Consider the following 23,656-nt stretch of genomic DNA (forward strand, 5'->3'; position numbering starts at 1 on the left):
GTGCCCCGTGGGGCGCTACGGTCAGAGCATGACCGCAGACCCGCGTGCCGCGCTGGACCGCTTCGTCGCCGCGCTGGAGGCCCACTACCACGCGGTGTCGACCCGCCGGGGCGACGACGATCCTGCGGTCGACGACGCCTACGAGGTCCTGGCCGACGCGTTCGAGGTCTACGAGGACTCGCTGGCCCAGGTCTACTCCGAGGTCACGCCCTTCTTCCTCGACGACGGGGACGACGACGGGGACGACGACGAGGACGATGACGACGACGAGGGGGACGACGACCTCGACGCCGAGCTCGACACGGACCTCGAGGGTCCCGACCTGGCGGGGTCGCCCGCCGACCGCCCGGCCGACGCCCCGGGGCAGGCCTACCAGCGCTCGGGGTAGCCGATCTCCGGGGCGGAGACGTCGTCGAGCGCGGCGTGGACCTCGCCCGGCAGGTCGAGGTCGGTGGCGGCGAGCGACGCCCGCAGCTGGGCCGGCGTCCGCGCCCCGACAATCGCGCTCGCGACCGTGTCGCGGGCCAGCAGCCAGGCGAGAGCGACCTCGAGCGGCGCACGCCCGAGCCCGTCGGCCGCGGTGGCGACGGCCTCGACGACGGACGACGCGGCCGCGTCCAGGTAGGGGTCGACGAACGCGGCGAGGTGCGCCGACGCCGCGCGGGAGTCCGCCGGGATCGCCCGCCGGTACTTGCCGGTGAGCACGCCGCGCCCCAAGGGTGACCAGGCCAGCAGCCCGAGCCCGAGGGCGTCGGCGGCGGGGGCCACGTCACGCTCCGCGCCGCGCTGCAGCAGGGAGTACTCCAGCTCGAGCGCGCTGAGCCCGGTGCCGTCCGCCTCCAGCAGGGTCGCGGCCCGGGCGGACGCCCAGCCGGGGTGGTTCGAGAGCCCGACGTAGCGGGCCCTGCCGGAGGCCACCGCGAGCCGCAGCGCCGACACCGTCTCGGCGAGCGGCGTGGCCGGGTCGGGGCAGGCGACCAGGAACAGGTCGACGTGGTCGGTGCCCAGCCGGGCGAGGGACGCGTCGAGGTCGGCGAGCAGGCCCGCCCGGGAGGCGTCGACGCGGGCGCCCGAGCGGCCCGCCCGCACGCCCCCCTTGGTGCACAGCACCACCTCGTCGCGCGAGACCTTGCCGTCCAGCAGCGAGCCGATGACGCGCTCCGCGTCCCCGTCGCCGTACGTCGCGGCGGTGTCGACGAGCGTCCCGCCCCCGTCGACGAAGTCGCGCAGCTGCTCCGCCGCGTCCAGGTCGTCGGTGTCCCGGCCCCAGGTCATCGTCCCCAGGCCGAGCTCGGACACGCGCAGGCCCGTACGGCCCACCTGACGACGCTCCATGGCGGGCCACGCTACCGGGAAACCCTGCAGGTCCGGGTAGTGTGACCGCCCGTGAATGCCTGGGAAGCGATCCTGCTCGGCCTGGTCCAGGGCCTGACCGAGTTCCTGCCGATCTCCTCGAGCGCGCACCTGCGCATCGTGGGGGAGCTGCTCGGCGGGACCGACCCCGGGGCCGCGTTCACCGCGATCACCCAGATCGGCACGGAGGCCGCCGTGCTGCTCTACTACCGCCGCACCATCCGGGACATCTGCGTCGCCTGGTGGAAGTCCCTCGTGGGCACGCACGGCAGCGACTGGCGCTCGCGGATGGGCGCCCACGACGACCAGGCCCGCATGGCCTGGTACATCGCCCTCGGCTCGATCCCGATCGGTGTGCTCGGCCTGCTCTTCCAGGACCAGATCGAGACCTACCTGCGCAACCTCTGGATCACCGTCACGACCCTGGTCGTCTTCGGCCTGCTGCTCGGGTGGGCGGACAAGATCGGCCGCCGCACCCGTCGGCTCGACGAGCTCAACCCGAAGCGCGCGATCGGGTTCGGATTCGCCCAGGCGCTCGCGCTCATCCCGGGCGTGTCGCGCTCCGGGGGCACGATCACCGCGGGGCTGCTCATGGGGTTCACCCGCAAGGCCGCCGCGGACTACTCGTTCCTGCTGGCCATCCCCGCGGTGCTGATGTCGGGCTTCTACCAGCTCGCCAAGTCCGTGGGCGAGGACCCGGCCCCCGGGTCGCCGGGCGCGGGCGCGACCCTGGTCGCCACGCTCGTCGCGTTCGTCGTCGGCTACGTCGTCATCATCGGGTTCCTCAAGCTGATCACCACGCACTCGTTCATGCCGTTCGTCTGGTACCGCCTCGGCCTCGCCGCCGTGGTCGTGGTCCTGCTCCTGACCGGCGTGCTGACCGCGAACGGGGGCATCGTCGTCTGACCAGGTGTTCCGGCAGATGATCCGACCGGCGATCTGAGCGGGCGATCTGAGCGGGCGATCTGACCAGGCAACGAGGCCCGGTAGCCTGAGCGCGTGCGTTCCTGGCCCACTCCGCAGATCCCTGAGCTCCCCGAACCGGCCGACGGCCGCCGCACCCCCGTCCGGGTGCACGACAGCAGCACCGGGCGGCTCGTGGACCCGGCCCCGGGGGGCACCGCCCGCTACTACGTCTGCGGGATCACCCCGTACGACGCGACCCACCTCGGGCACGCGAACACCTACCTGGCGTTCGACCTGCTGCACCGGGCGTGGCTCGACGCCGGCAAGGACGTGACCTTCGTCTCGAACGTCACCGACGTCGACGACCCGCTGCTGGAGCGTGCGGACGCCACCGGGGTCGACTGGCGCGATCTCGCGGCCGACCAGATCGCGCTCTTCCGCGAGGACATGACCGCCCTCGGCATGGTGCCGCCCGCCACCTGGACCGGCGCCGTCGAGTCCGTGCCCGCCGTCGTGGCCGCCGTCGAGCGGCTGCTGGACGAGGGGGCCGCGTACCGGGTGCCGATCGAGCCGGGGGCAGGCGGCGACGACCCGGGCCTGGGAGACGTGTACGCCGACCTCTCCGCCGACCGCGACTTCGGGCAGGTGGCCAGGCTCGACGCGGCGACGATGGAGGCCCTGTTCGCCGAGCGTGGCGGGGACCCGCAGCGCGAGGGCAAGAAGAACGCCCTCGACCCGCTGCTGTGGCGCCGGGAGCGCCCCGGCGAGCCCGCGTGGGACGGCGCGTCCCTCGGCACCGGGCGTCCCGGCTGGCACATCGAGTGCGCGGTCATCGCCCGCGACGGGCTGGGCCTGCCGTTCGACCTGCAGGGCGGGGGAGCCGACCTGCTCTTCCCGCACCACGAGATGTCCACCTCGCACGACCGCCTGCTGGGCGGCGGCGGTGCCGGGGTGCACGTGCACGCCGGGCTCGTCGCCTACGAGGGCGAGAAGATGAGCAAGTCGCGCGGGAACCTCGTGTTCGTCTCCGCGCTGCGACGCGCGGGCGTGGACCCCATGGCGATCCGCCTCGCGCTGCTGGCGCACCACTACCGCACCGAGTGGGAGTGGACCGACGCCGACCTCGAGGCCGGCGTCGCGCGGCTCGAGCGGTGGCGCGCCGCCGTCTCCGGCAACGGCGGACCCGACGCGACCGCGACGCTGGCCGCGCTGCGCGCGGCGCTCGCGGACGACCTCGACGGCCCCGCCGCGCTCGCCGCCGTGGACCGCTGGGCCGACCTGGCGCTCGCGCCCGGCCGCGACACGACCGACGACCACGAGGGCGCGCCCGGCGTCCTGGCGCGCGCGGTGAACGCGCTCCTCGGCGTCCGCCTCTGACCTCGCCGCCCTGACGCCGGGCCCGGCGTCAGGGCTTGTCGGGTCCCTTGTCGCCGCCCTTGTCGGTGCCCTTCTCGCCGCCGACGTCGCGCCGCCGCAGGTAGCGCTCGAACTCCCGCGCGATGGCCTCGCCCGTCGCCTCGGGCAGGTCGGCGGTGTCCTTCGCCTCCTCGAGCTGCTGCACGTACTCGGCGATCTCGGCGTCGTCCGACGCGAGCTCGTCGACGCCGTGCTGCCACGCCTCGGCGTCCTCGGGCAGGTCGCCGAGGGGTACCGGCGCGGCGATGAGCTCCTCGACGCGGGTGAGGATCGCGAGGGTCGCCTTGGGCGACGGGGGGTTGGCCACGTAGTGGGGCACGGCGGCCCACAGCGACACCGCCTGGAACCCGCGCCGGTCGGCCTCGTGCTGCAGCACGCCCACGATGCCGGTCGGGCCCTCGTAGGTGCTGGGCTCGACGTCGAGCACCGCCTGCAGGCCCGAGCTCTCCGTCGTCGCGGTCATGGGGATGGGCCGGGTGTGGGGCACGTCGGCCAGCAGGGCGCCCAGGGTCACGACGGTGCGGACGCCCAGCTCGGCGGCCAGGTCGAGCAGCTCGGCGCAGTACGAGCGCCACCGGAACGACGGCTCGATGCCGTGCACCAGCACCACGGTCCGGTCGGGCAGCTCGGCCACGGAGACCGTCGTGGTCGGCCAGGTGATCGAGCGCTCCCCGTCCGGGCCGGTCTCCATCACGGGCCGGTTCACCTGGAAGTCGTGGTAGTCCTCGGGGTCGAGCTCGCGCACCTGGCGGGCGTCCCACACGTGGGCGAGGTGGGTCAGGGCGGCGGTGGCGGCGCTGCCGGCGTCGTTCCATCCCTCGAACGCGGCGATCATCACGGTCTGCCGCGCGGCGTGGCGCCCGGTGGTCTCCGGCTCGGTCGTCATCCGTCCAGCGTATACAGCGCCGGCCCGGCCACGGGCAGGCCCGGGTGTCCGGTCTCACGCGTCCCGACGGGCGGACCGGCGGCGCCCGGTCCGTACGATGGACGGGTGCCCGAGACCCTCGCCCCCGCCCCGCAGACCGCCACCCCGACCCTGCCCGCGGCCGTCCTGTGGGACATGGACGGCACCCTCGTGGACACCGAGCCGTACTGGATCCGCGCCGAGCAGGAGCTGGTCGCGGAGCACGGCGGCACGTGGACGCACGAGCAGGCGCTGCAGCTCGTCGGTAACGCGCTGACCGTCTCCGCGACGATCCTGCGCGACCAGGGAGGGGTCGACCTGCCGGTCGACGCGATCGTCGACCGCCTGCTCGGTCAGGTCGTCGAGCAGGTGCGCGAGGAAGTGCCGTGGCGGCCGGGCGCGCTGGAGCTCCTCACCACGCTCGCCGAGGCGGGCGTGCCGTGCGCGCTGGTGACGATGAGCTACTCGACGCTCGCCGAGGAGGTCGTCTCGCGCGGGCCCGGCGGCGCGTTCGCGACGCTCGTCACGGGCGACCAGGTGACCCGCGGCAAGCCCGACCCCGAGCCCTACCTCCTCGCCGCGGAGCGGCTCGGCGTCGACACCGCCGCCTGCGTCGCCATCGAGGACTCGCCCACCGGCATCGCCTCGGCGCGCGCCGCCGGGATCGCGACGCTGGGCGTCGAGGCCGTCGTGCCGGTGCCGCACCTCGACGGGCTCAGCCGCGCCGCGTCGCTCGAGAAGGTCGACCTGGCGACCCTCGCACGCATCGGCGCCGGTGAGGTCGTGGACCTCACGTCCTGACCGGGTCCACCCCGAGCCGCTCGCGCAGCACGTCGGCGGGAATCACGGGCGGCGTGCCGCCGAACTCGGGGCAGAGCGACTGGTGTGCGCACCATCCGCACAGGCGGCTGCGGCGCGGCCGCCAGTCCCCGCTGCGCGCGGCGTCCTGGATCGCCGACCACAGCGCACGCACCTTGGTCTCCGTGACCTCGAGCTCCCGCTCGGCCGGCTCGGCGCGCAGCACCTGGCCGTCGCCGAGGTAGAGCAGCTGCAGCATGCGCGGCACCTCGCCGCGCTCGCGCCAGAGGACCAGGCCGTAGAACCGCATCTGGAACAGGGCGGCGCCCTCGAAGCCCGGCCCGGGCGCCCGGCCCGTCTTGTAGTCGACCACGCGCAGCGCGCCGCCGGGCGCGACGTCGAGCCGGTCGACGATCCCGCGCAGCACCGGCCCGTCGTCGAGCGACGTCTCGACGCGCAGCTCCCGGGACTCGGGCTCCAGCCGGTTGGGGTCCTCCAGCGTGAAGTACGTGCCGACGAGCCGCCGCGCCCGGCCGAGCCACTCCGACGGCGTGGTGCCGGCCGCGTCGCCGCCCTCGTCGAACAGCGTCGCGTACCGCGGCTCCGCCTCGACGAGGCGCTCCCACTCGACGGGCAGCAGGGCGGCCGCCGCCTCCGGCGTGCGCTCGCCGCGCGGCGCGTCGTAGAGCCGCTCGAGCACGGCGTGCACCAGCGTGCCCCGCGCGGCGGCCGACGCCGGGGGCTCGGGCAGCCGGTCGACCACGCGGAACCGGAACAGCAGGGGGCAGCGCATGAAGTCGGCCGCGCGCGACGGCGACAGCGCCGGGGCCCGTGACGCCGTCGGCGACGGGTCGGGCGCGGCGGTCGTCGTCATGCGCGCCACCCTACGGGCGAGCGCCGACAGGCCGTAGGGCGGCCGGCGCCGGATAGCCTGACCGGGTGACCTCTCGCTCCCGGGGATGGGTGGTCGGCCGCATCGCGGGCGCGCCCGTCCTCGTCACCCCGTCGTGGTTCCTCGGCGCCGTCGTCCTGACCCTCGTGTTCGCGCCCTCGGTACGGACGTGGTTCGCGCCCCAGCTGGGCACGACGGCGGTGCTCGTCGTCGCGGCCGCCTTCGTGCTCCTGCTCTTCGGGTCCGTGTTCCTGCACGAGGTGGCCCACGCCCTCGTCGCTCGGTCGCGCGGGCACCGCGTCACCGAGATCGCGTTGACCCTCTGGGGCGGTCACACCGCCTACACGGGGTCGGGCGGGCGCCCGCTCGACGGTGCCCTCGTGGCCGTCGTCGGCCCGCTGACCAACCTCGTGCTCGCGGCCGCGTTCTGGGTCGTGTACCTCCTGCAACCGGTGTCGTCCGTCGCGACGGCCCTGCTCCTGGCCGGGGCGTTCTCGAACGCGTTCGTCGGGTTCTTCAACCTGCTGCCCGGGCTGCCGCTGGACGGCGGGCAGATCCTCGAGTCCGCCGTCTGGGGCGCGACGGGCTCGCGCTCGCGGGGCACGCTCGTCGCGGGCTGGGTGGGGCGCGCGGTCGCGGTCGGCGTGCTGGCGGTGGCGCTGCTGTGGCCGCTGCTCGAGGGGCGCAGGCCGTCCTGGGTGACGGTCGCGTGGGCGGCGCTCATCGGCGCGTTCCTGTGGTCCGGGGCGGGCGAGGCCATCAAGGGCGCGCAGACCAGGGCCCGGGTCGCGGGGCTGTCCGCGCGGGGCCTCGCCGTACCCGCCGTCGTGCTCCCGGTCACCGCCACGGTCGCCGGGGTCTCCGACGCGGCCGCGCGGCAGCCGGGCGCGGTCGTGGCCGTCGTCGGGCCGGCCGGGGAGCCCGTGGGCTGGGTGGATCCGGGCGCCGTCGCGAGCGTGCCCGCCGACCAGGCCGCCGCCACGCCGGTGGAGGCCGTCGTCGTGCCGTTCCCGCCCGGCTCGGCGGTGGGTCCCGAGCTCGAGGGCGACGAGCTGCTCGACCGCCTCGCCCACGGGTCGTCGGGCGCGCGGGTGGTGCCGGTCGTGGACGACGGCCGTCTCACGGGGGTGCTCGACGTGGCGCGGGTCGCGGCCGCGCTCCGTCGATGAGGTGCCGGCGGGCGGGCCGGTAGACTCGCCCGTCGTGACCGACGCCGACGCCACCGCGCCCGAGAACCGCCCGACCGTCGACCCGACCGGCAGCGCCACGGGTGCGGACCTGCGCCGGGGCCCGCTGCGCGAGGGGGACCGGGTGCAGCTCACGGACCCCAAGGGGCGGCTGCACACCATCACGCTCAAGCCCGGCGGCACGTTCCACACGCACAAGGGCTACTTCCGCCACGAGGACCTCATCGGCCGGCCCGAGGGGTGGGTCGTGACCAACACGGCGGGGATCGAGTACCTCGCCCTGCGGCCCCTGCTGAGCGACTACGTGCTGTCCATGCCGCGCGGCGCCGCCGTCGTGTACCCCAAGGACGCCGGCCAGATCGTGCAGATGGCCGACATCTTCCCCGGTGCGCGCGTCGTCGAGGCGGGTGTCGGCTCCGGGGCGCTGACGATGTCGCTGCTGCGCGCCGTGGGCGACGCCGGCGAGCTGCACTCCATCGAGCGCCGCGAGGACTTCGCGGCGATCGCGCGCGGCAACGTCGAGTCGTTCTTCGGCGGCGAGCACCCGGCGTGGCGGCTGTCGGTCGGCGACCTCGCGGACGTGCTGCCCACCGTGGCGGAGCCGGGCAGCGTCGACCGCGTCGTGCTCGACATGCTCGCGCCCTGGGAGAACGTCGACCCCGTGGCGCGCGCGCTCGCGCCGGGCGGCGTGCTCGTCTGCTACGTCGCGACCGCCACGCAGCTGTCCCGCACGGCCGAGGACCTGCGCGCCGACGGCCGGTTCGCCGAGCCGCAGGCCTGGGAGTCGATGGTGCGCGGCTGGCACCTCGAGGGCCTCGCGGTCCGCCCGCAGCACCGGATGATCGGGCACACCGGCTTCCTCATCACGGCGCGGCGGCTCGCCGACGGCGTCGCGCCGCCCGAGCGCACCCGCCGCCCGGCCAAGGGCTCCTACCCCGCCCCGGACGCCGAGTGGTCGGAGGAGGAGCTGGGCGAGCGCGCCGTGTCGGACAAGAAGATCCGTCGTGTGCGGCGCGACCTGGGGGTCGCCCCGGACGACGCGCAGGGCTGAGGTCGTTCGGGAGGCCGCGGAGCCGCGGCAGGTCACCGGAAGGTCTCGGTCGTGTGAACCTCGCGACCGCTCCGTGAAATGAACCCCCGGACACCCGTGTTGATGTCTAGGGTGCTGTACTCCGGGGGCACCTTCCCGTCCGGGGAGGCGGCCACCCGGGCCGCACGAGAGGGGATGCGATGTCCGACAACCCTGTCCGCCCGGAGCCTCGACCGGAGCAGCCGGCGCTGCCCACCGGACCGAGCCACGACGCACAGCTCGCCCTCCTCGCCGCCAAGAACGAGCGGCTCGCCGAGGCGCTCCGCGCCGCCCGCGACCAGATCGTGGAGCTCAAGGGCCAGATCGACGAGCTCGCCAAGCCCCCGGGGACGTACGCGACGTTCCTCGCCGCGCACGACGACGGCTCGGTCGACATCTCGTCGGCAGGCCGCAAGATGCACGTGCAGGCGAGCCCGGGGCTCGACGTCGCCGAGCTGCGGCCCGGCCAGGAGGTCAAGCTCAACGAGGCCATGACGGTGGTCGAGGTCGGCGGCTACGAGCGGACCGGTGAGCTGGTCACCGTCAAGGAGGTCCTCGACGCCGAGCGGGTGCTCGTCGTCGGCCGCGCCGACGAGGAGCGGGTCGTGCGGCTCGCCGGGTCGGTCGTGGACGCCGAGCTGCGGGTGGGCGACGCGCTCACGGTCGACCTGCGCAGCGGGTTCGTCTACGAGGTGGTGCCGAAGTCGGAGGTCGAGGAGCTCGTCCTCGAGGAGGTGCCCGACATCGCCTACGAGGACATCGGCGGGCTGGGGCCGCAGATCGAGCAGATCCGCGACGCCGTCGAGCTGCCGTTCTCCCACCCCGACCTCTTCCGCGAGCACGGGCTGCGGCCGCCCAAGGGCGTGCTGCTGTACGGGCCGCCCGGGTGCGGCAAGACGCTCATCGCCAAGGCGGTGGCCAGCTCGCTCGCCGGGATGGTCGCCAGCGCGCAGGGCGGCGACCCCACGGCCAAGAGCTACTTCCTCAACGTCAAGGGCCCGGAGCTGCTCAACAAGTACGTGGGCGAGACCGAGCGGCACATCCGCCTGATCTTCGCGCGCGCCCGGGAGAAGGCGACGCAGGGGGCGCCCGTCGTGGTGTTCTTCGACGAGATGGAGTCGCTGTTCCGCACCCGCGGCACCGGCCTCTCGTCGGACGTCGAGACCACGATCGTGCCGCAGCTGCTCGCCGAGATCGACGGCGTCGAGCGGCTCGACAACGTCATCGTCATCGGCGCCTCGAACCGCGAGGACATGATCGACCCCGCGATCCTCCGGCCGGGCCGGCTGGACGTGAAGATCAAGATCGAGCGGCCGGACGCCGAGGGTGCCACCGAGATCTTCGGCAAGTACCTCACGCCCCAGCTGCCCATCCACCCCGACGACCTGGCCGAGCACGGCGGCAGCCACACCGAGGCCGTCGCGGCGATGATCAACAGCGTGGTGGAGCGGATGTACTCCGAGGACGAGGAGAACCAGTTCCTCGAGGTGACCTACGCGTCGGGCGACAAGGAGACCCTGTACTTCAAGGACTTCAACTCCGGCGCGATGATCCAGAACGTCGTGGACCGGGCCAAGAAGTCGGCGATCAAGGACTTCCTGGCCACGGGTCAGCGGGGCATCCGGGTCGAGCACCTCCTGTCGGCGTGCGTCGACGAGTTCAAGGAGAACGAGGACCTGCCGAACACCACCAACCCCGACGACTGGGCGCGCATCAGCGGCAAGAAGGGCGAGCGCATCGTCTTCATCCGCACGATCGTCCAGAAGAAGGGCGGCGACGGCACGCCGCGCACCATCGACACGGTGACCAGCACGGGGCAGTACCTGTAGTCCCCGCGCCGCCACGAGATCGAGGTGCCCGTCACGAGGCCGACCCACCGTGGGTCGACTTCGAGACGGGTACCTCGATCTCGTTCGTGGCCACCTAGGGTGGTGGCGTGAGCGTTCGTCGCGTGATGGGGATCGAGACCGAGTACGGCGTGCTGGCACCGGGGCGGCCCATGGCCAACCCGATGCTCATGAGCTCGCAGGTGGTCATGACGTACCGCGCCCTGGTGGCGCGGGCGGGCGCCCGCCCGCCGGCCCGGTGGGACTACGACGACGAGGACCCGCTGCAGGACGCCCGGGGATTCCACCTCCAGCGCGCGTCGGCGCACCCGTCGCTCCTCACCGACGACCCGTCGCGCCCCGCGCCCTCCGGCCCGACGACGGGCAGCACGCCGGCGTCGGCCCAGGTGGCCTCCGCGGCCGGCACCCCGGGCGGCACGGCGCGCGGGCGCGCGGCGCGGGCCGCGCGGCAGGAGCCGGAGGAGGTCGAGCGGCCGTCCGTGGAGGACTACGACGACCCGAGCGCCGCGAACTGCATCCTTACCAACGGCGCGCGTCTCTACGTGGACCACGCGCACCCCGAGTACTCGTCGCCCGAGGTCACGGGGCCGCGCGACGGCGTCCTGTGGGACGTCGCGGGGGAGCGGGTCATGCTCGCGGCGGTGCGGTCGCTCGCGGAGGTGCCGGGTGGCGAGGTGGTGCTCTACAAGAACAACGTGGACGGCAAGGGCGCCAGCTACGGCACGCACGAGAACTTCCTGGTGGACCGGGCGCTGCCGTTCGGCACGCTCGTCGAGCTGCTGACGCCGTTCCTCGTCACGCGGCAGGTGTTCGCCGGGTCGGGCCGGGTCGGGCTCGGCCCGACGGGCTCGGAGGCGGGCTTCCAGCTCTCCCAGCGCGCCGACTACATCGAGGCGGAGGTGGGGCTGGAGACCACGCTGCGCCGCCCGATCGTCAACACCCGCGACGAGCCGCACGCGGACCGCACGCGGTGGCGGCGCCTGCACCTCATCATCGGCGACGCGAACCTCTTCGAGGTCGCGACGTTCCTCAAGCTGGGCACCACCTCGCTGGTGCTGTGGGTGCTCGAGCACCTCGACGAGCTGGCCGAGGCCGGCGTGCCCGCCCGCGAGGAGCTCGCCGCGCTGCGGCTCGCGGACCCGGTCGCCGACGTGCAGCGGGTGTCGCGCGACCTCGCCCTCACCGCGCGGCTCGACCTCGCCGACGGCCGCCGGCTCACGGCGCTGGAGATCCAGGAGGCGTACGCGGACGTCGTCGCCCGGTCGGTCGCGGCGCTCGGGGGTCCGGGTGACGGCTCGGTCGACGTGCCCGGGGAGACGCCGGGCGACGACGAGACCGCGCAGGTGCTGGACCGCTGGCGGTCGGTGCTGCAGCGGCTGGGCACGGACCCGGCGACCTGCGCTCGCGAGGTCGAGTGGGTGGCGAAGCGACGGCTCCTGGAGCGGATGCGGTCGCGGGACGGGCTCGGCTGGGACCACCCCCGGCTGCACGCGATGGACCTGCAGTGGACGGACGTGCGGCCCGAGCGCGGCGTCTACCACCGGCTCGTCGCGTCCGGCGCCGTCGAGCGGCTCGTGGACGACGAGCGGGTGGCGGACGCGGTGCACCACGCACCGGCGGACACGCGGGCGTGGTTCCGCGGCGAGGTGATGGCCCGGTACGCCGACCAGGTCTCGGCCGCGAGCTGGGACTCGGTGATCTTCGACGTCCCGGGGGCCGCCGCCCTGCAGCGGGTGCCCATGCTCGACCCGTCGCGGGGCACGCGGGCCCACATCGGCGCCCTCCTCGACGCCAGCCCCGACGCGGCGGCGCTGCTCAAGGGGTTGCGCGGCGAGGGATGAGCGCGGGCCGACCGTCCGCTCACCCGCGCTGACCGGGCGCTGACCGGCGCTGACCGGCGACGACGTCCCCCGGACCGTGCGTGGACCGTGCGCGGGTGGAGTCGTTCAGCCCTCGGCGCAACCGGCGTGGACGTCGCCGCGCGGTGTCGGCCGCAGCGCATAGGCTGGCGTCGCGAGACTCTCCCGGAGCTCCTCACGGGGGCTCCGCAGCAGCGAAGGAGGCGGACCATGGCCGGTCAGGAACGGATCAACCCGCAGCACGAGGACCGCACGCCCGACGACGACGCGGACGCCCCCGCCCCGGTCGCCCCTGCGGCGTCCGAGCGCGACGCCGAGGTGGACGCCCTGCTGGAGGAGATCGACGAGGTCCTCGAGACGAACGCCGAGTCGTTCGTCCGCGGCTTCGTGCAGAAGGGCGGTCAGTGAGCGCCCATGACCCACGCTGACACCTCGGGACGGCTGCCGGACGCGTTCCTGCGCCCCGGCTCGTCCTCGTTCGTGGACTTCCTCGCCGGCCACGCGCCCGACCTGCTGCCGGGGCGTCGCGACGTCGGCGGCGCGGGTGCGCCCGCGGACGGCCTCGCGCCGCACGCCACCACGATCGTCGCGCTGAGCTTCGGCACGGACGACGGCGGCCGCGGCGTGATCATGGCGGGCGACCGCCGCGCCACGGCGGGCAACCTCATCGCCAGCCGGGAGATGGAGAAGGTCTTCGCCGCCGACGCCTACTCGGTGGTCGGCATCGCGGGGTCCGCCGGCGTGGCGATCGAGCTCGTGCGCCTCTTCCAGCTCGAGCTGGAGCACTACGAGAAGATCGAGGGCTCCCTGCTGTCGCTCGACGGCAAGGCCAACCGCCTGTCCACGATGATCCGCGGCAACCTGCCTCTCGCCCTGCAGGGGCTCGCGGTGGTGCCGCTGTTCGCGGGCTACGACCTCGACCGCGGGTACGGGCGGCTGTTCAGCTACGACGTCACCGGCGGACGGTACGAGGAGCACGACCACCACACGGTCGGCTCGGGCTCCGTGTTCGCGCGCGGGGCGCTGAAGAAGCTGTGGCGGCCCGGGCTCGACGCCGACGCCGCGGTCGGCGTCGCGGTCGAGGCGCTCTACGACGCGGCCGACGACGACAGCGCGACCGGGGGCCCCGACCCCGTGCGCCAGATCTGGCCCGTGGTGACGGTCGTGACCGCCGACGGCGTGCGCCGGGTGGCGGACGACGAGCTCGCCACGACGGTCGCGCGGATCGTCGACGAGCGCGGGGCCGCCCACCGGGCCGCCCACGGCGACCGCCCCGCCGGCGGTCCCCGGACCGGGAACCAGGGGGGTGCGCACGCATGACGATGCCGTTCTACGTCTCGCCCGAGCAGCTGATGAAGGACCGGGCGGACTTCGCCCGCAAGGGCATCGCCCGCGGTCGGTCCGTCGTCGTGCTCGCCTACTCCGGCGGGATCGCGTTCGCCACGGAGAACCCGTCGCGCGCGCTGCACAAGATCTCGGAGATCTACGACCGCATCGCGTTCGCCGCGGTGGGCAAGTACAACGAGTTCGAGAACCTGCGGGTCGCCGGCGTGCGCTACGCGGACCTGCGCGGGTACTCGTACGACCGCACCGACGTCACCGCGCGGGGGCTCGCCAACGCGTACGCGCAGACGCTCGGCACCGTGTTCACCACCGAGTCCAAGCCGCTCGAGGTCGAGCTGGTCGTGGCGGAGGTCGGGGACACCCCGGCCGCCGACCAGATCTACCGGTTGTCCTACGACGGCTCGGTCGCGGACGAGCACGGGCACGTCGTCATGGGCGGCCAGGCCGAGCAGCTGGGCGCGCGGGTCGCGGAGGCCTGGCACGAGGGGATGACGCTCCCGCAGGTGCTCACGCTCGCCGTGCGCACCCTCGGGGCGGTGGGGTCGGACGGGTCCGTCGCCGCCGAGGGGGAGGAGCGCGAGATCGCGCCCGCCGGCCTCGAGGTGGCGGTGCTGGAGCGCGCGGGCCGGCGGCGCGCGTTCCGTCGGCTGCAGGGCGCGACGCTGGCCGGGCTGCTCGAGCAGCAGGGTGAGTGAGACGGGCGCCTGAGACGGGCGAGCAGGTCGGGCAGCACGTCCGGCAACAGGGCCGAGCGAGGGGAGACGTCGTGGACCGCAGGATCTTCGGTCTGGAGACCGAGTACGGGGTGACGTGCGCGGCGGACGACGGGCGCGGCCTGTCCGCGGACGAGGTGGCCCGCTACCTGTTCCGCAAGGTCGTGGCGTGGGGGCGGAGCTCGAACGTCTTCCTGCGCAACGGCTCGCGCCTCTACCTCGACGTCGGGTCGCACCCCGAGTACGCGACGGCGGAGTGCGACGACGTGCATCAGCTCGTCGCGTACGACCGGGGCGGCGAGCGCATCCTCGAGGGGCTGGTCGCCGACGCGCAGCAGAGGCTCGAGCACGAGGGCCTGTCCGGCAAGGTGCACCTGTTCAAGAACAACACCGACTCCGCCGGCAACTCCTACGGCTGCCACGAGAACTACCTCGTGCGCCGGCAGGGCGACTTCTCGCGCCTGTCCGAGGTGCTGGTGCCGTTCCTCATCACCCGCCAGGTGCTCACGGGCGCCGGGAAGGTCCTCGCCACCCCGCGCGGCGCCGTCTACTGCCTGTCCCAGCGCGCCGACCACATCTGGGAGGCCGTCTCCAGCGCCACCACCCGCTCCCGGCCGATCATCAACACGCGCGACGAGCCGCACGCCGACGCGGAGAGCTACCGGCGCCTGCACGTCATCGTCGGCGACTCGTCGATGGCCGAGCCGACCACGATGCTCAAGGTCGGCGCCACCGACCTCGTGCTGCGCCTGGTCGAGGCGGGCGTGCCGATGCGCGACCTCACCCTCGAGAACCCCATCCGCGCGATCCGCGAGATCAGCCACGACCGCACCGGGCTGCACCCCGTCCAGCTCGCCAACGGGCGCACCGCCACCGCCGTCGACATCCAGTGGGAGTACTTCCACCGCGTGCGTGAGCACGTCGACGCGCACTCCGGTGCCACCCCCGTCGTCAAGCAGGTCCTCGACCTGTGGGAGCGCGGGCTGCGCGCTCTCGAGTCGGGCGACCTGACGCTCGTGGACCGCGAGCTGGACTGGGTCATCAAGCTCAAGCTCATCGAGCGGTACCAGGCCAAGCACGACCTGCCGCTGGACGACCCGCGCATCGCCCGGCTCGACCTCGCCTACCACGACATCTCCCGCACCGAGGGGCTGTACAACCTGCTCGCCGCGCGCGGCATGGTGGAGCGCGTGGTCACCGACCTCGAGGTGTTCGAGTCGACGGCGGTGCCGCCGCCCACCACCCGCGCCAAGCTGCGGGGGGACTTCGTGCGTGCCGCGCAGGAGGCGCGCCGGGACTACACCGTGGACTGGGTGCACCTGAAGCTCAACGACCAGGCGCAGCGCACCGTGCTGTGCAAGGACCCGTTCAAGAGCGTCGACGAGCGCGTGGACCGGTTGATCGAGTCGATGTAGTTCGGGCGCGGGGCGCGGCAGTTTCTCCGCGCGGACGCGGTCACGGGCGCCAGGGCGCGCTCCACTTCGGGAGGGATACGTCCGCGCGACGATTCCGCCAGGGCACGACGGCGTGGGTGGCGCAGGTGGGCTGCTCGGCGGGCGTGACCCGACAGGTGCCGGGCGGGAGACCGCATGGACCGTCGCCCCGAGAAGCCGCCGACCATGGCAGGATGACGCGGTGCTCCGCCGTCTGTCCCTGTTGATCTTGCTGCTGCTCGGCGGTGCGCTCGTGCTCGGCGGGTGCGGCTCGTCGGTGCTGGAGGACCTGGGCAAGCGGCCGTCGTCCGCGCCGTCGGCGGCGCCCGTGCAGGTGTCGGGAGCGGTGGGGGAACCGCCCGCCCTCGACTACGAGCAGCCCTACGACGTGGTGCAGGCCGGGGCGCGGACGGTGTGGCCCGGGTCCGGCGATCCCGTCGTGGACGGGGAGCCCGTGCTGCTGAACATGTATGCCGAGGACGGCCGTGACGGCACCGTGATCTCGAGCACGTACATCGACGCGCCGGGGTGGTACACGATGTCGGCGGAGTCGCTCGGCTCCAACCTCTACGACACGCTGCGGGGCCAGAAGGTGGGGGCGCGGATGCTCCTGCTGGAGGAGGACGGCGGGGTGCCCGTGATCCTCGTCGTCGACGTGCTGCCCACGCACGCGGCGGGCGCCGAGGTGACCGCGGCGAAGGGGCTCCCCACCGTCGAGCGCCGCGACGACGGCACCCCGAGGGTGACCGTGCCGACGAAGGCCGACCCGCCCTCCGACCTGCAGGTGCAGCCGTTGGTGCGGGGCACGGGACCGCAGGTGCAGGTGGGGCAGGTCGTCACGATGCGGTTCACCGCGGTGCGGTGGAGCGACGGGCGGCAGTTCGACACCACGTGGAGCGCCGGGACGCGGCCGCAGTCCGCGACGGTCGGCATCGGCCAGCTCGTCGACGGCCTCGACCAGGGGCTGATCGAGCAGACCGTGGGCTCGCAGGTGCTGCTCGTGGTGCCCCCGGGCCTCGGCTACGGTGGCACCAGCAGCGACCTCGCCGACGAGACCCTGGTCTACGTCGTGGACATCCTGGACGCGCACTTCCAGGTGACCGAGGACGAGTCGACCGGCCAGGGCAAGGGCGACGACGGCGGCGACCCGGAGAAGGACGCACCGGAGGAGCCGCCCGGCGACTAGCCGGCGAGAGCAGCGACGACAGCAGCAAAGGAAGGGTGAGTCCCGCATGTCCGTGGCCGTCCGCGTGATCCCGTGCCTCGACGTCGACGACGGACGGGTCGTCAAGGGCGTCAACTTCACGAACCTGCGTGACGCGGGTGACCCCGTGGAGCTGGCCTCCCGGTACGACCGTGAGGGCGCCGACGAGGTGACGTTCCTCGACGTGTCCGCCTCGTCGGGCGACCGCGCCACCATGGTCGACGTGGTGCGCCGCACCGCCGACCAGGTGTTCGTGCCGCTCACGGTGGGCGGCGGCGTCCGGTCCACGGACGACGTCGACCGGCTGCTGCGCGCCGGGGCCGACAAGGTCGGCGTCAACACCGCCGCCATCGCCCGGCCCGAGCTGGTGGCGGAGATCGCCGCGCGCTTCGGGCGCCAGGTGCTCACCCTGTCCGTGGACGCCCGCCGCGTCACCGGGGAGACCGTCACCGCCTCGGGCTACGAGGTCACGACCCACGGCGGCCGCCGCGGCACCGGGATCGACGCCGTCGAGTGGGCCGCGCGCGCCGCGCACCTCGGCGCGGGCGAGATCCTGCTGAACTCCATGGACGCCGACGGCACCACCTCCGGCTTCGACCTCGACATGCTCGCCGCGGTGCGGGAGAGGGTCGACGTGCCGCTCGTGGCGTCGGGAGGCGCCGGGGTGCCGGAACACTTCGTCGCCGCGGCCCGGGCGGGCGCCGACGCCGTGCTCGCCGCGAGCGTCTTCCACTTCGGCACGCTGTCGATCGGTCAGGTCAAGGCGGCGCTCGCCGAGGCGGGCATCGAGGTGCGGAGGTGAGCACGGGGTCGGTCGGACGACACCCTCGCGGACGACGAGCGGAGCCGTGACGACCGCTCTCACCGGGTCGAGGCTCCGCCGCTCGGCGACGCTCGTCTGGCGCGGCATGCGCTCCGAGCCGCGGCTGTACGTGCTGGCCGTGGGCGCGTCCGCCGTGTTCGGCGCCGCCACGGTCGCGGTGAGCCGGGCCGTCGGCTGGGCCACCGACGCGGTCGTCGTCCCGGCGATCGCGGGCGACCCGGACGCGCGCTCGCGCGTCTGGGTCGCGGGGCTCGTGCTCGCCGCGGTGGCGCTCACGCTCGCCCTCGGCGTCGCCGGGCGGCGCATCTGGGCCGGCTACGGTTTCGCGGCGATCCAGGCGCACCACCGGCGCGGGCTGTCCCACCAGTACCTGCGCCTGCCGGTCTCCTGGCACCGCGCGCACCCGGCCGGCCGGCTGCTGTCCGCGGCGAGCGCCGACGTCGAGGCCGCCACCGGTGTCTTCAACCCCCTGCCCTTCGCGCTCGGTGTCGTGGTGATGATCGGCGTCGCGGCGGGGACGCTGCTCGCGGTGGACGTGTGGCTGGCGGTCGCGGCCCTCCTGGTCGTGCCGGCCGCGATCGCCGCGAACGTCGTCTTCCAGCGCCACATGACGCCCGCCGTCACGCGCGCGCAGCAGCTGCGGGCCGAGGTGGCCGACGTCGCGCACGAGTCGTTCGAGGGCGCCCTGCTCGTGACGTCGCTGGGCACCGCCGACCGCGAGGAGCGCCGGTTCGCCGAGCGCACCGACGCGCTGCGTGCCGCGAACGTCCGCGTCGGCACCGTGCGGGCCGTCTTCGACCCGGTCATCGAGCTGCTGCCCTCCCTGGGCACGCTGGCCGTGCTGGGCGTGGGCACCTGGCGGGCGTCGACCGGGGCGGTCGACGCGGGCGACGTCGTGACGGCCGCCTACCTCCTGACGGTCATGGCCGTGCCGGTGCGCGCGTTCGGCTGGGTGCTCGGCGAGCTGCCGCGCGCCCTCGTCGGGTACGACCGGATCGCGGGCATCCTCGACGCCCCGTCGACGCTGCTGCCGGGCACGCGGGCGCTCCCGCGCGCGGCGGGCGGCCTGGCGGTCCGTCTCGAGGGCGTCGGGGTGGTGGTGCCGGCGGCCGGCACCACGGTCACCCTGCTCGACGCCGTCGACCTCGACGTCGCGCCCGGGACCACCGTGGCCGTGGTGGGCAGCACCGGCGCGGGCAAGACGACCCTCGTGTCGCTGCTCGCGCGACTCAGCGACCCGAGCCGCGGCCGGGTGCTGCTGGACGGCGCGGACGTGCGCGACCTCGCCGCGGGCGAGGTGCCCGCGCAGGTCGCGCTCGTGACGCAGCAGACGTTCGTCTTCGAGGACACGGTGCGCGCCAACGTGACCCTCGCCGACCCCGGCGACGACGGCGTGCCGGACGACGCCGAGGTCTGGGAGGCGTTGCGCGTCGCGCGCGTCGACGACGTCGTGCGCGCGCTGCCCGGCGGGCTCGACGCGCCCCTGGGCGAGCGCGGCGCCAACCTGTCCGGCGGGCAGCGCCAGCGACTCGCCGTCGCCCGGGCGCTGGTCCGCCGCCCCCGGCTGCTCGTGCTCGACGACGCCACCTCGGCCGTCGACCCGCGCGTCGAGGCGGAGATCCTCGGGTCCCTCGCGTCGGCGCGCGGCGACGGCCGGGGAGAGGCACGGGGCACGACCGTCGTGATGGTCGCCTACCGCATGTCGTCGGTCGCCCTCGCGGACGTCGTCGTGCACCTCGAGGGCGGCCGTGTCGTCGACGTCGGGCCGCACGCGGACCTGCTGGCGCGCGACCCCGGGTACCGCGCGCTCGCCACGGCGTACGAGCGGGAGACGGAGCGTCGGGCGCGCGAGCTCGCCGACGAGGCGGCCGCGGGGGAGCGGCTGCCGGAGGCCGAGCCGGAGCCCGGGACGGACGTCGAGGAGCGGGAGGGGACACGGTGAGCGCGACACGCATCGCCGCCGCCAGCGAGCTGGGCGTCCTCGCCACGCTCCGGCGGGGCGTGCAGATCTCGCCGCAGATCGTGGACGGCCTGTGGCTCACGCTCGCGCTCGCCGTGCTGGCGGCCGCGGGCCGGGTCGTCGTGCCGGTCGCGGTGCAGCGCACGATCGACGACGGCATCCTCGCCGGCGGCGGGCCCGACGCGGGCCGGGTGGCGCTGCTGACCGGGCTCGCGGCGGGCGCCGTCGTCGTGGCGGGGCTGTGCACCGCCGTCGTCAACGTGCGTCTCTTCCGCCGTACCGAGGCGGGGCTCGCCGCGCTGCGGGTGCAGGCGTTCCGGCACGTGCACGACCTGTCCACCCTGGCGCAGGGCACCGAGCGCCGCGGCGCGCTCGTGTCCCGCGTGACCTCCGACGTCGACACGATCTCGCTGTTCGTGCAGTGGGGCGGCATCCAGCTGCTCGTCTCGACCTTGCAGGTGCTCGTGGCCACCGCCCTCATGGCCGTGTACTCGTGGCAGCTCACGCTGGTGGTCTGGGCGTGCTTCGTGCCGCTGTTCCTGGTGCTGCGGCGCGCGCAGGGCACGGTGAACCGCGCTTACGCGGCGGTGCGGCAGGCGGTCGGCGCGATGCTCGGCGCGATCTCCGAGGCCGTGGTGGGCGCCGAGACGGTGCGGGCGTACGGCGTGGCCGCGCGGACCGGGCGCCGGGTCGACGCGGCCGTCGAGAGGACTCGCGCCACGCAGGCCCGCGCCCAGCTCCTCGTCTCGTCGGTGTTCTCGAGCGGCGTGCTCGTCGCCAACCTGGTGCTCGCCGTGGTCGTCGTGGTGGGCACGCTGCTCGGCGTCGGCGGCGGCCTGACCGCGGGCCAGGTCGTCGCGTTCCTGTTCCTCGTGCAGCTCTTCACCGGTCCGGTGCAGCAGGCCACCGAGATCCTCAACGAGCTGCAGAACGCCGTCGCGGGCTGGCGGCGCGTGCTCGCCGTGCTGGAGACGCCCCTCGACGTGGCGGACGCCGACGACGCGACGGCGAGCCCCCGGGGCCCGGCCACGGTGACGCTGCGCGGGGTGCGGTTCGCCTATCCGGACGGGCCCGAGGTGCTGCACGGGGTGGACCTCGAGCTGCCCGCACGCCGCAAGGTCGCCGTCGTCGGGCGCACGGGATCGGGCAAGACCACGGTCGCCAAGCTGGTCGCCCGCCTCATGGACCCGACGGCCGGGGCGGTGCTGCTCGACGGCGTCGACCTGCGCCGCCTCACGCTCGCCTCGCTGCGCGAGCGGGTCGTCCTCGTGCCGCAGGAGGGCTTCCTCTTCGACGGCACGGTGGAGCAGAACGTCGCCTACGGGCTGCGCCCCGAGCCGCCGTCCGACCCGCGCGAGACCAGGGCCCGCGTCGCGGGGGCCGTGGACGCCCTCGGCCTCACCGACTGGGTGGCGGGGCTGCCGCAGGGCCTGGACACGCCCGTCGGCCAGCGTGGCGAGGCGCTGAGCGCGGGGGAGCGGCAGCTGGTCGCCATCGCGCGCGCCTACCTGGCCGCCCCCGACCTGCTGGTGCTGGACGAGGCCACCTCGGCCGTCGACCCCGCCGCCGAGGTGCGGATCGCGCGGGCGCTGGACTCGCTCACGTCCGGGAGGTCGACCCTCACCATCGCCCACCGGCTCTCGACGGCGGAGGCGAGCGACCTCGTGGTCGTCGTCGACGACGGGCGCGTGGTCGAGGTCGGCGGGCACGCGGAGCTGGCGGCCGCGGGCGGCGTCTACGCGCGGATGCACGCGAGCTGGGTGGCCCAGACCCGCTGACGGGCGTGCCGACGGGGCGGACGGTGCGCCCCGCGCCCCGCCGCGCCGTGGGAAGATGCACAGGTGCCCGATCTGACCGACGCCTCCCTGCCCGGGGCTGCTCTCGACCCCGCGCTCGACCCCGCGATCGCCGACCGGCTCAAGCGGGACGAGCACGGCCTCGTCGCCGCGGTCGTGCAGCAGCACGACACCGGCGAGGTGCTCATGCTCGGCTGGATGGACGACGAGGCCCTGCGCCGCACCCTCACCGAGGGCCGCGTGACGTTCTGGAGCCGGTCGCGCGAGGAGTACTGGCGCAAGGGCGACACGTCCGGGCACGTCCAGCTCGTCCGGTCCGTCGCGCTGGACTGCGACGGCGACGCCCTGCTCGTGCGCGTCCACCAGGTGGGCGCCGCGTGCCACACCGGCTCGCGCACCTGCTTCGAGGCGGGCGGCGACCTGGGGGCCGTCGTCGGCCCCGACGCGCCTGCCGCCTGACCGCGCCCTCGCCACCGGCGGCGCACCACGCGCCGCACCGCCCAAGCCCGACCACCCACGTACAGCCCGACGATCCTCAGGAGGACCGGTGACCACGCCCACCGTCGCGCAGCCCCACCCCGCCCCGCGCACCGCCCCCGTGGCGGGCCCGTCGGAGCAGGACCTGGCGTGGGGCGCGACGTGGCCGGGTCTCGGGACGTTCCGCGAGCTGGCCGCCGACCGCCGGGTGATCCCCGTGGTCCGGCGCGTGCTGGCGGACGACGTCACGCCGGTCGGCCTGTACCGGACGCTCGCCCAGGACCGCCCGGGCACCTTCGTGCTCGAGTCGGCGGAGTCGTCCGGCGGCTGGTCGCGCTGGTCGTTCGTGGGCGTCGACTCGCGCGCCACCCTCACGGCGTCCGACGGGCGCGCCGTGTGGCACGGCGACGTCCCGGCGGGCATCCCGCTCGAGGGCGACGTCGTCGAGGTGCTCGGCGCGGCGCTGGAGGCGCTGCGCACGCCGCCGATCGAGGGACTGCCCCCGCTGACGGGCGGGCTGACCGGCGCGCTCGGCTGGGACGTGGTGCGCCACTGGGAGCCCACGCTGCCCGCGAACGCCCCCGACGAGCTCGGCGTGCCGGAGGTGGCGCTGAGCCTCGCCACGGACCTCGTGGCGGTCGACCACCACACGGGCAGCGCCTGGCTCATCGCCAACGCCATCAACGGCGACGGCACCGACGAGCGGGTCGACGAGGCGCACGCCGACGCCGTCGCCCGCCTCGACGCGATGCAGGCGCGGCTGGCCACGCCGGCCCCGCCGCAGCCGACGGTGCTGCGCGGGCCGGACGAGGTGACCGAGCCCGCCCTGGAGTTCCGCTCCACGCGCGAGGAGTTCGAGGCCGCCGTGCGCACCGGGCAGGAGGCGATCCGCGACGGCGAGGTGTTCCAGGTGGTGCTGTCGCAGCGCCTCGGCCTGGACTGCCCGGCCGCGCCGCTGGACGTGTACCGCGCGCTGCGCACCATCAACCCGAGCCCGTATATGTACTACTTCCGGCTCACCGGCCCCGACGGGCGCGACCTCTCCGTCGTCGGCTCCAGCCCCGAGACCCTGGTGAAGGTGACGGACGGGCACGTCACGACGTACCCGATCGCCGGCTCGCGGCCGCGCGGCGCGACCGTCGAGGAGGACGTGGCGTTCGGCGAGGAGCTCCTCGCCGACCCCAAGGAGCGCGCCGAGCACCTCATGCTCGTCGACCTGTCGCGCAACGACCTGGTCAAGGTCTGCGAGCCGACGTCGGTCGAGGTGGTCGAGTTCATGGCCACCCGCCGGTTCAGCCACATCATGCACCTGTGCTCCACCGTGGTGGGCCGCCTGCGACAGGGCGCGACGGCGCTCGACACCCTGCGCGCGACGTTCCCCGCCGGCACCCTCTCGGGGGCTCCCAAGCCGCGTGCCATCGCCCTGATCGACGAGCTGGAGCCCGCGTCCCGCGGGATCTACGGCGGCACCGTGGGCTACTTCGACTTCGGCGGCAACATGGACATGGCCATCGCGATCCGCACCGCGTGCATCCGCGACGGCAAGGCGTGGGTGCAGGCCGGTGGCGGCATCGTCGCCGACTCGGTGCCGGCTCTCGAGTACGAGGAGTCGCGCAACAAGGCGGCCGCGGCGGTGCGCGCGGTGCAGCTGGCCGCGCGGTTCCGGGCGCTCTGA

The 23,656-nt window shown here is 74.7% G+C and carries 21 protein-coding genes; 18 read left to right on the forward strand and 3 right to left on the reverse strand.

The features are described from left to right. Positions 1-28 precede the first annotated feature (28 nt). Entirely contained in the window at positions 29-388 is a 360-nt protein-coding gene (locus ACFVS0_RS14810; RefSeq protein WP_430551838.1) for a primosomal protein, read from the forward strand. Here the strand turns inward: ACFVS0_RS14810 and ACFVS0_RS14815 are convergent. Continuing rightward, positions 370-1,335 carry an aldo/keto reductase gene (locus ACFVS0_RS14815; RefSeq protein WP_430551839.1) on the reverse strand — a complete coding sequence of 322 codons (966 nt, stop codon included), beginning with the start codon at positions 1,333-1,335 and terminating at the stop codon, positions 370-372. The two genes, ACFVS0_RS14810 and ACFVS0_RS14815, sit on opposite strands and share 19 nt — an antisense overlap. Before the next feature lie 51 nt (positions 1,336-1,386). Between ACFVS0_RS14815 and ACFVS0_RS14820 the strand changes: the two genes are divergently transcribed. Both ACFVS0_RS14820 and mshC read left to right on the forward strand, forming a co-directional pair. Then, positions 1,387-2,259, forward strand: coding sequence for an undecaprenyl-diphosphate phosphatase (locus ACFVS0_RS14820; protein WP_430551840.1), 873 nt, complete (start codon positions 1,387-1,389; stop codon positions 2,257-2,259). A 93-nt stretch (positions 2,260-2,352) separates the two neighbouring features. Further along, a complete protein-coding gene (gene mshC, locus ACFVS0_RS14825) occupies positions 2,353-3,636 on the forward strand; it encodes a cysteine--1-D-myo-inosityl 2-amino-2-deoxy-alpha-D-glucopyranoside ligase (RefSeq protein ID WP_430588380.1) in 1,284 nt (427 codons plus the stop codon). A 28-nt stretch (positions 3,637-3,664) separates the two neighbouring features. Here mshC and ACFVS0_RS14830 read toward each other — a convergent pair whose 3' ends face one another. Beyond that, positions 3,665-4,561, reverse strand: coding sequence for a PAC2 family protein (locus tag ACFVS0_RS14830; protein WP_430551842.1), 897 nt, complete (start codon positions 4,559-4,561; stop codon positions 3,665-3,667). 105 nt (positions 4,562-4,666) lie between these two features. Between ACFVS0_RS14830 and ACFVS0_RS14835 the strand changes: the two genes are divergently transcribed. Next, entirely contained in the window at positions 4,667-5,380 is a 714-nt protein-coding gene (locus ACFVS0_RS14835) for an HAD family hydrolase (RefSeq protein WP_430588381.1), read from the forward strand. Here the strand turns inward: ACFVS0_RS14835 and ACFVS0_RS14840 are convergent. Next, a complete protein-coding gene (locus tag ACFVS0_RS14840) occupies positions 5,370-6,251 on the reverse strand; it encodes a RecB family exonuclease (protein WP_430588382.1) in 882 nt (293 codons plus the stop codon). The two genes, ACFVS0_RS14835 and ACFVS0_RS14840, sit on opposite strands and share 11 nt — an antisense overlap. Before the next feature lie 65 nt (positions 6,252-6,316). Between ACFVS0_RS14840 and ACFVS0_RS14845 the strand changes: the two genes are divergently transcribed. From ACFVS0_RS14845 to ACFVS0_RS14910, 14 genes are all read left to right on the forward strand, one after another. Then, positions 6,317-7,438 (forward strand): site-2 protease family protein, encoded by a 1,122-nt coding sequence (locus ACFVS0_RS14845; protein WP_430588383.1) that lies wholly within the window; start codon positions 6,317-6,319, stop codon positions 7,436-7,438. 109 nt (positions 7,439-7,547) lie between these two features. After that, positions 7,548-8,507 (forward strand): tRNA (adenine-N1)-methyltransferase, encoded by a 960-nt coding sequence (locus ACFVS0_RS14850; protein WP_430551867.1) that lies wholly within the window; start codon positions 7,548-7,550, stop codon positions 8,505-8,507. A 179-nt stretch (positions 8,508-8,686) separates the two neighbouring features. Then, a complete protein-coding gene (arc, locus tag ACFVS0_RS14855) occupies positions 8,687-10,354 on the forward strand; it encodes a proteasome ATPase (RefSeq protein WP_430551846.1) in 1,668 nt (555 codons plus the stop codon). Between the two features lie 125 nt (positions 10,355-10,479). Continuing rightward, positions 10,480-12,213, forward strand: a complete 1,734-nt coding sequence (gene dop, locus ACFVS0_RS14860; protein WP_430563759.1) for a depupylase/deamidase Dop — start codon at positions 10,480-10,482, stop codon at positions 12,211-12,213. 228 nt (positions 12,214-12,441) lie between these two features. Then, positions 12,442-12,639, forward strand: coding sequence for a ubiquitin-like protein Pup (locus ACFVS0_RS14865; protein ID WP_430551847.1), 198 nt, complete (start codon positions 12,442-12,444; stop codon positions 12,637-12,639). 6 nt (positions 12,640-12,645) lie between these two features. Next, complete coding sequence (gene prcB, locus ACFVS0_RS14870; RefSeq protein WP_430588384.1) at positions 12,646-13,551, forward strand: proteasome subunit beta; 906 nt, start codon at positions 12,646-12,648, stop codon at positions 13,549-13,551. Continuing rightward, a complete protein-coding gene (gene prcA, locus ACFVS0_RS14875; RefSeq protein ID WP_430551849.1) occupies positions 13,548-14,270 on the forward strand; it encodes a proteasome subunit alpha in 723 nt (240 codons plus the stop codon). The genes prcB and prcA overlap by 4 nt, the downstream gene beginning before the upstream one ends. 71 nt (positions 14,271-14,341) lie before the next feature. After that, the gene (gene pafA, locus ACFVS0_RS14880; RefSeq protein ID WP_430551850.1) at positions 14,342-15,703 is read left to right on the forward strand and encodes a Pup--protein ligase; all 1,362 of its coding nucleotides are present in this window, start codon (positions 14,342-14,344) and stop codon (positions 15,701-15,703) included. Positions 15,704-15,923: 220 nt separating this feature from the next. After that, positions 15,924-16,907: an FKBP-type peptidyl-prolyl cis-trans isomerase gene (locus tag ACFVS0_RS14885; protein WP_430588385.1), complete on the forward strand. Its 984-nt coding sequence runs from the start codon at positions 15,924-15,926 to the stop codon at positions 16,905-16,907. 46 nt (positions 16,908-16,953) lie between these two features. Further along, on the forward strand, positions 16,954-17,727 hold the full coding sequence (hisF, locus tag ACFVS0_RS14890; protein WP_430551852.1) for an imidazole glycerol phosphate synthase subunit HisF: 774 nt from the start codon (positions 16,954-16,956) through the stop codon (positions 17,725-17,727). A 106-nt stretch (positions 17,728-17,833) separates the two neighbouring features. Continuing rightward, positions 17,834-19,690 (forward strand): ABC transporter ATP-binding protein, encoded by a 1,857-nt coding sequence (locus tag ACFVS0_RS14895; RefSeq protein WP_430588391.1) that lies wholly within the window; start codon positions 17,834-17,836, stop codon positions 19,688-19,690. Beyond that, positions 19,687-21,486 (forward strand): ABC transporter ATP-binding protein, encoded by a 1,800-nt coding sequence (locus ACFVS0_RS14900; protein WP_430588386.1) that lies wholly within the window; start codon positions 19,687-19,689, stop codon positions 21,484-21,486. The genes ACFVS0_RS14895 and ACFVS0_RS14900 overlap by 4 nt, the downstream gene beginning before the upstream one ends. A gap of 72 nt (positions 21,487-21,558) precedes the next feature. Then, positions 21,559-21,963, forward strand: a complete 405-nt coding sequence (gene hisI / locus ACFVS0_RS14905) for a phosphoribosyl-AMP cyclohydrolase (protein WP_430551870.1) — start codon at positions 21,559-21,561, stop codon at positions 21,961-21,963. A gap of 139 nt (positions 21,964-22,102) precedes the next feature. After that, positions 22,103-23,656, forward strand: coding sequence for an anthranilate synthase component I (locus ACFVS0_RS14910; protein ID WP_430563757.1), 1,554 nt, complete (start codon positions 22,103-22,105; stop codon positions 23,654-23,656).

This window comes from Isoptericola sp. NPDC058082, assembly GCF_042885055.1.
GTDB lineage: Bacteria > Actinomycetota > Actinomycetes > Actinomycetales > Cellulomonadaceae > Isoptericola.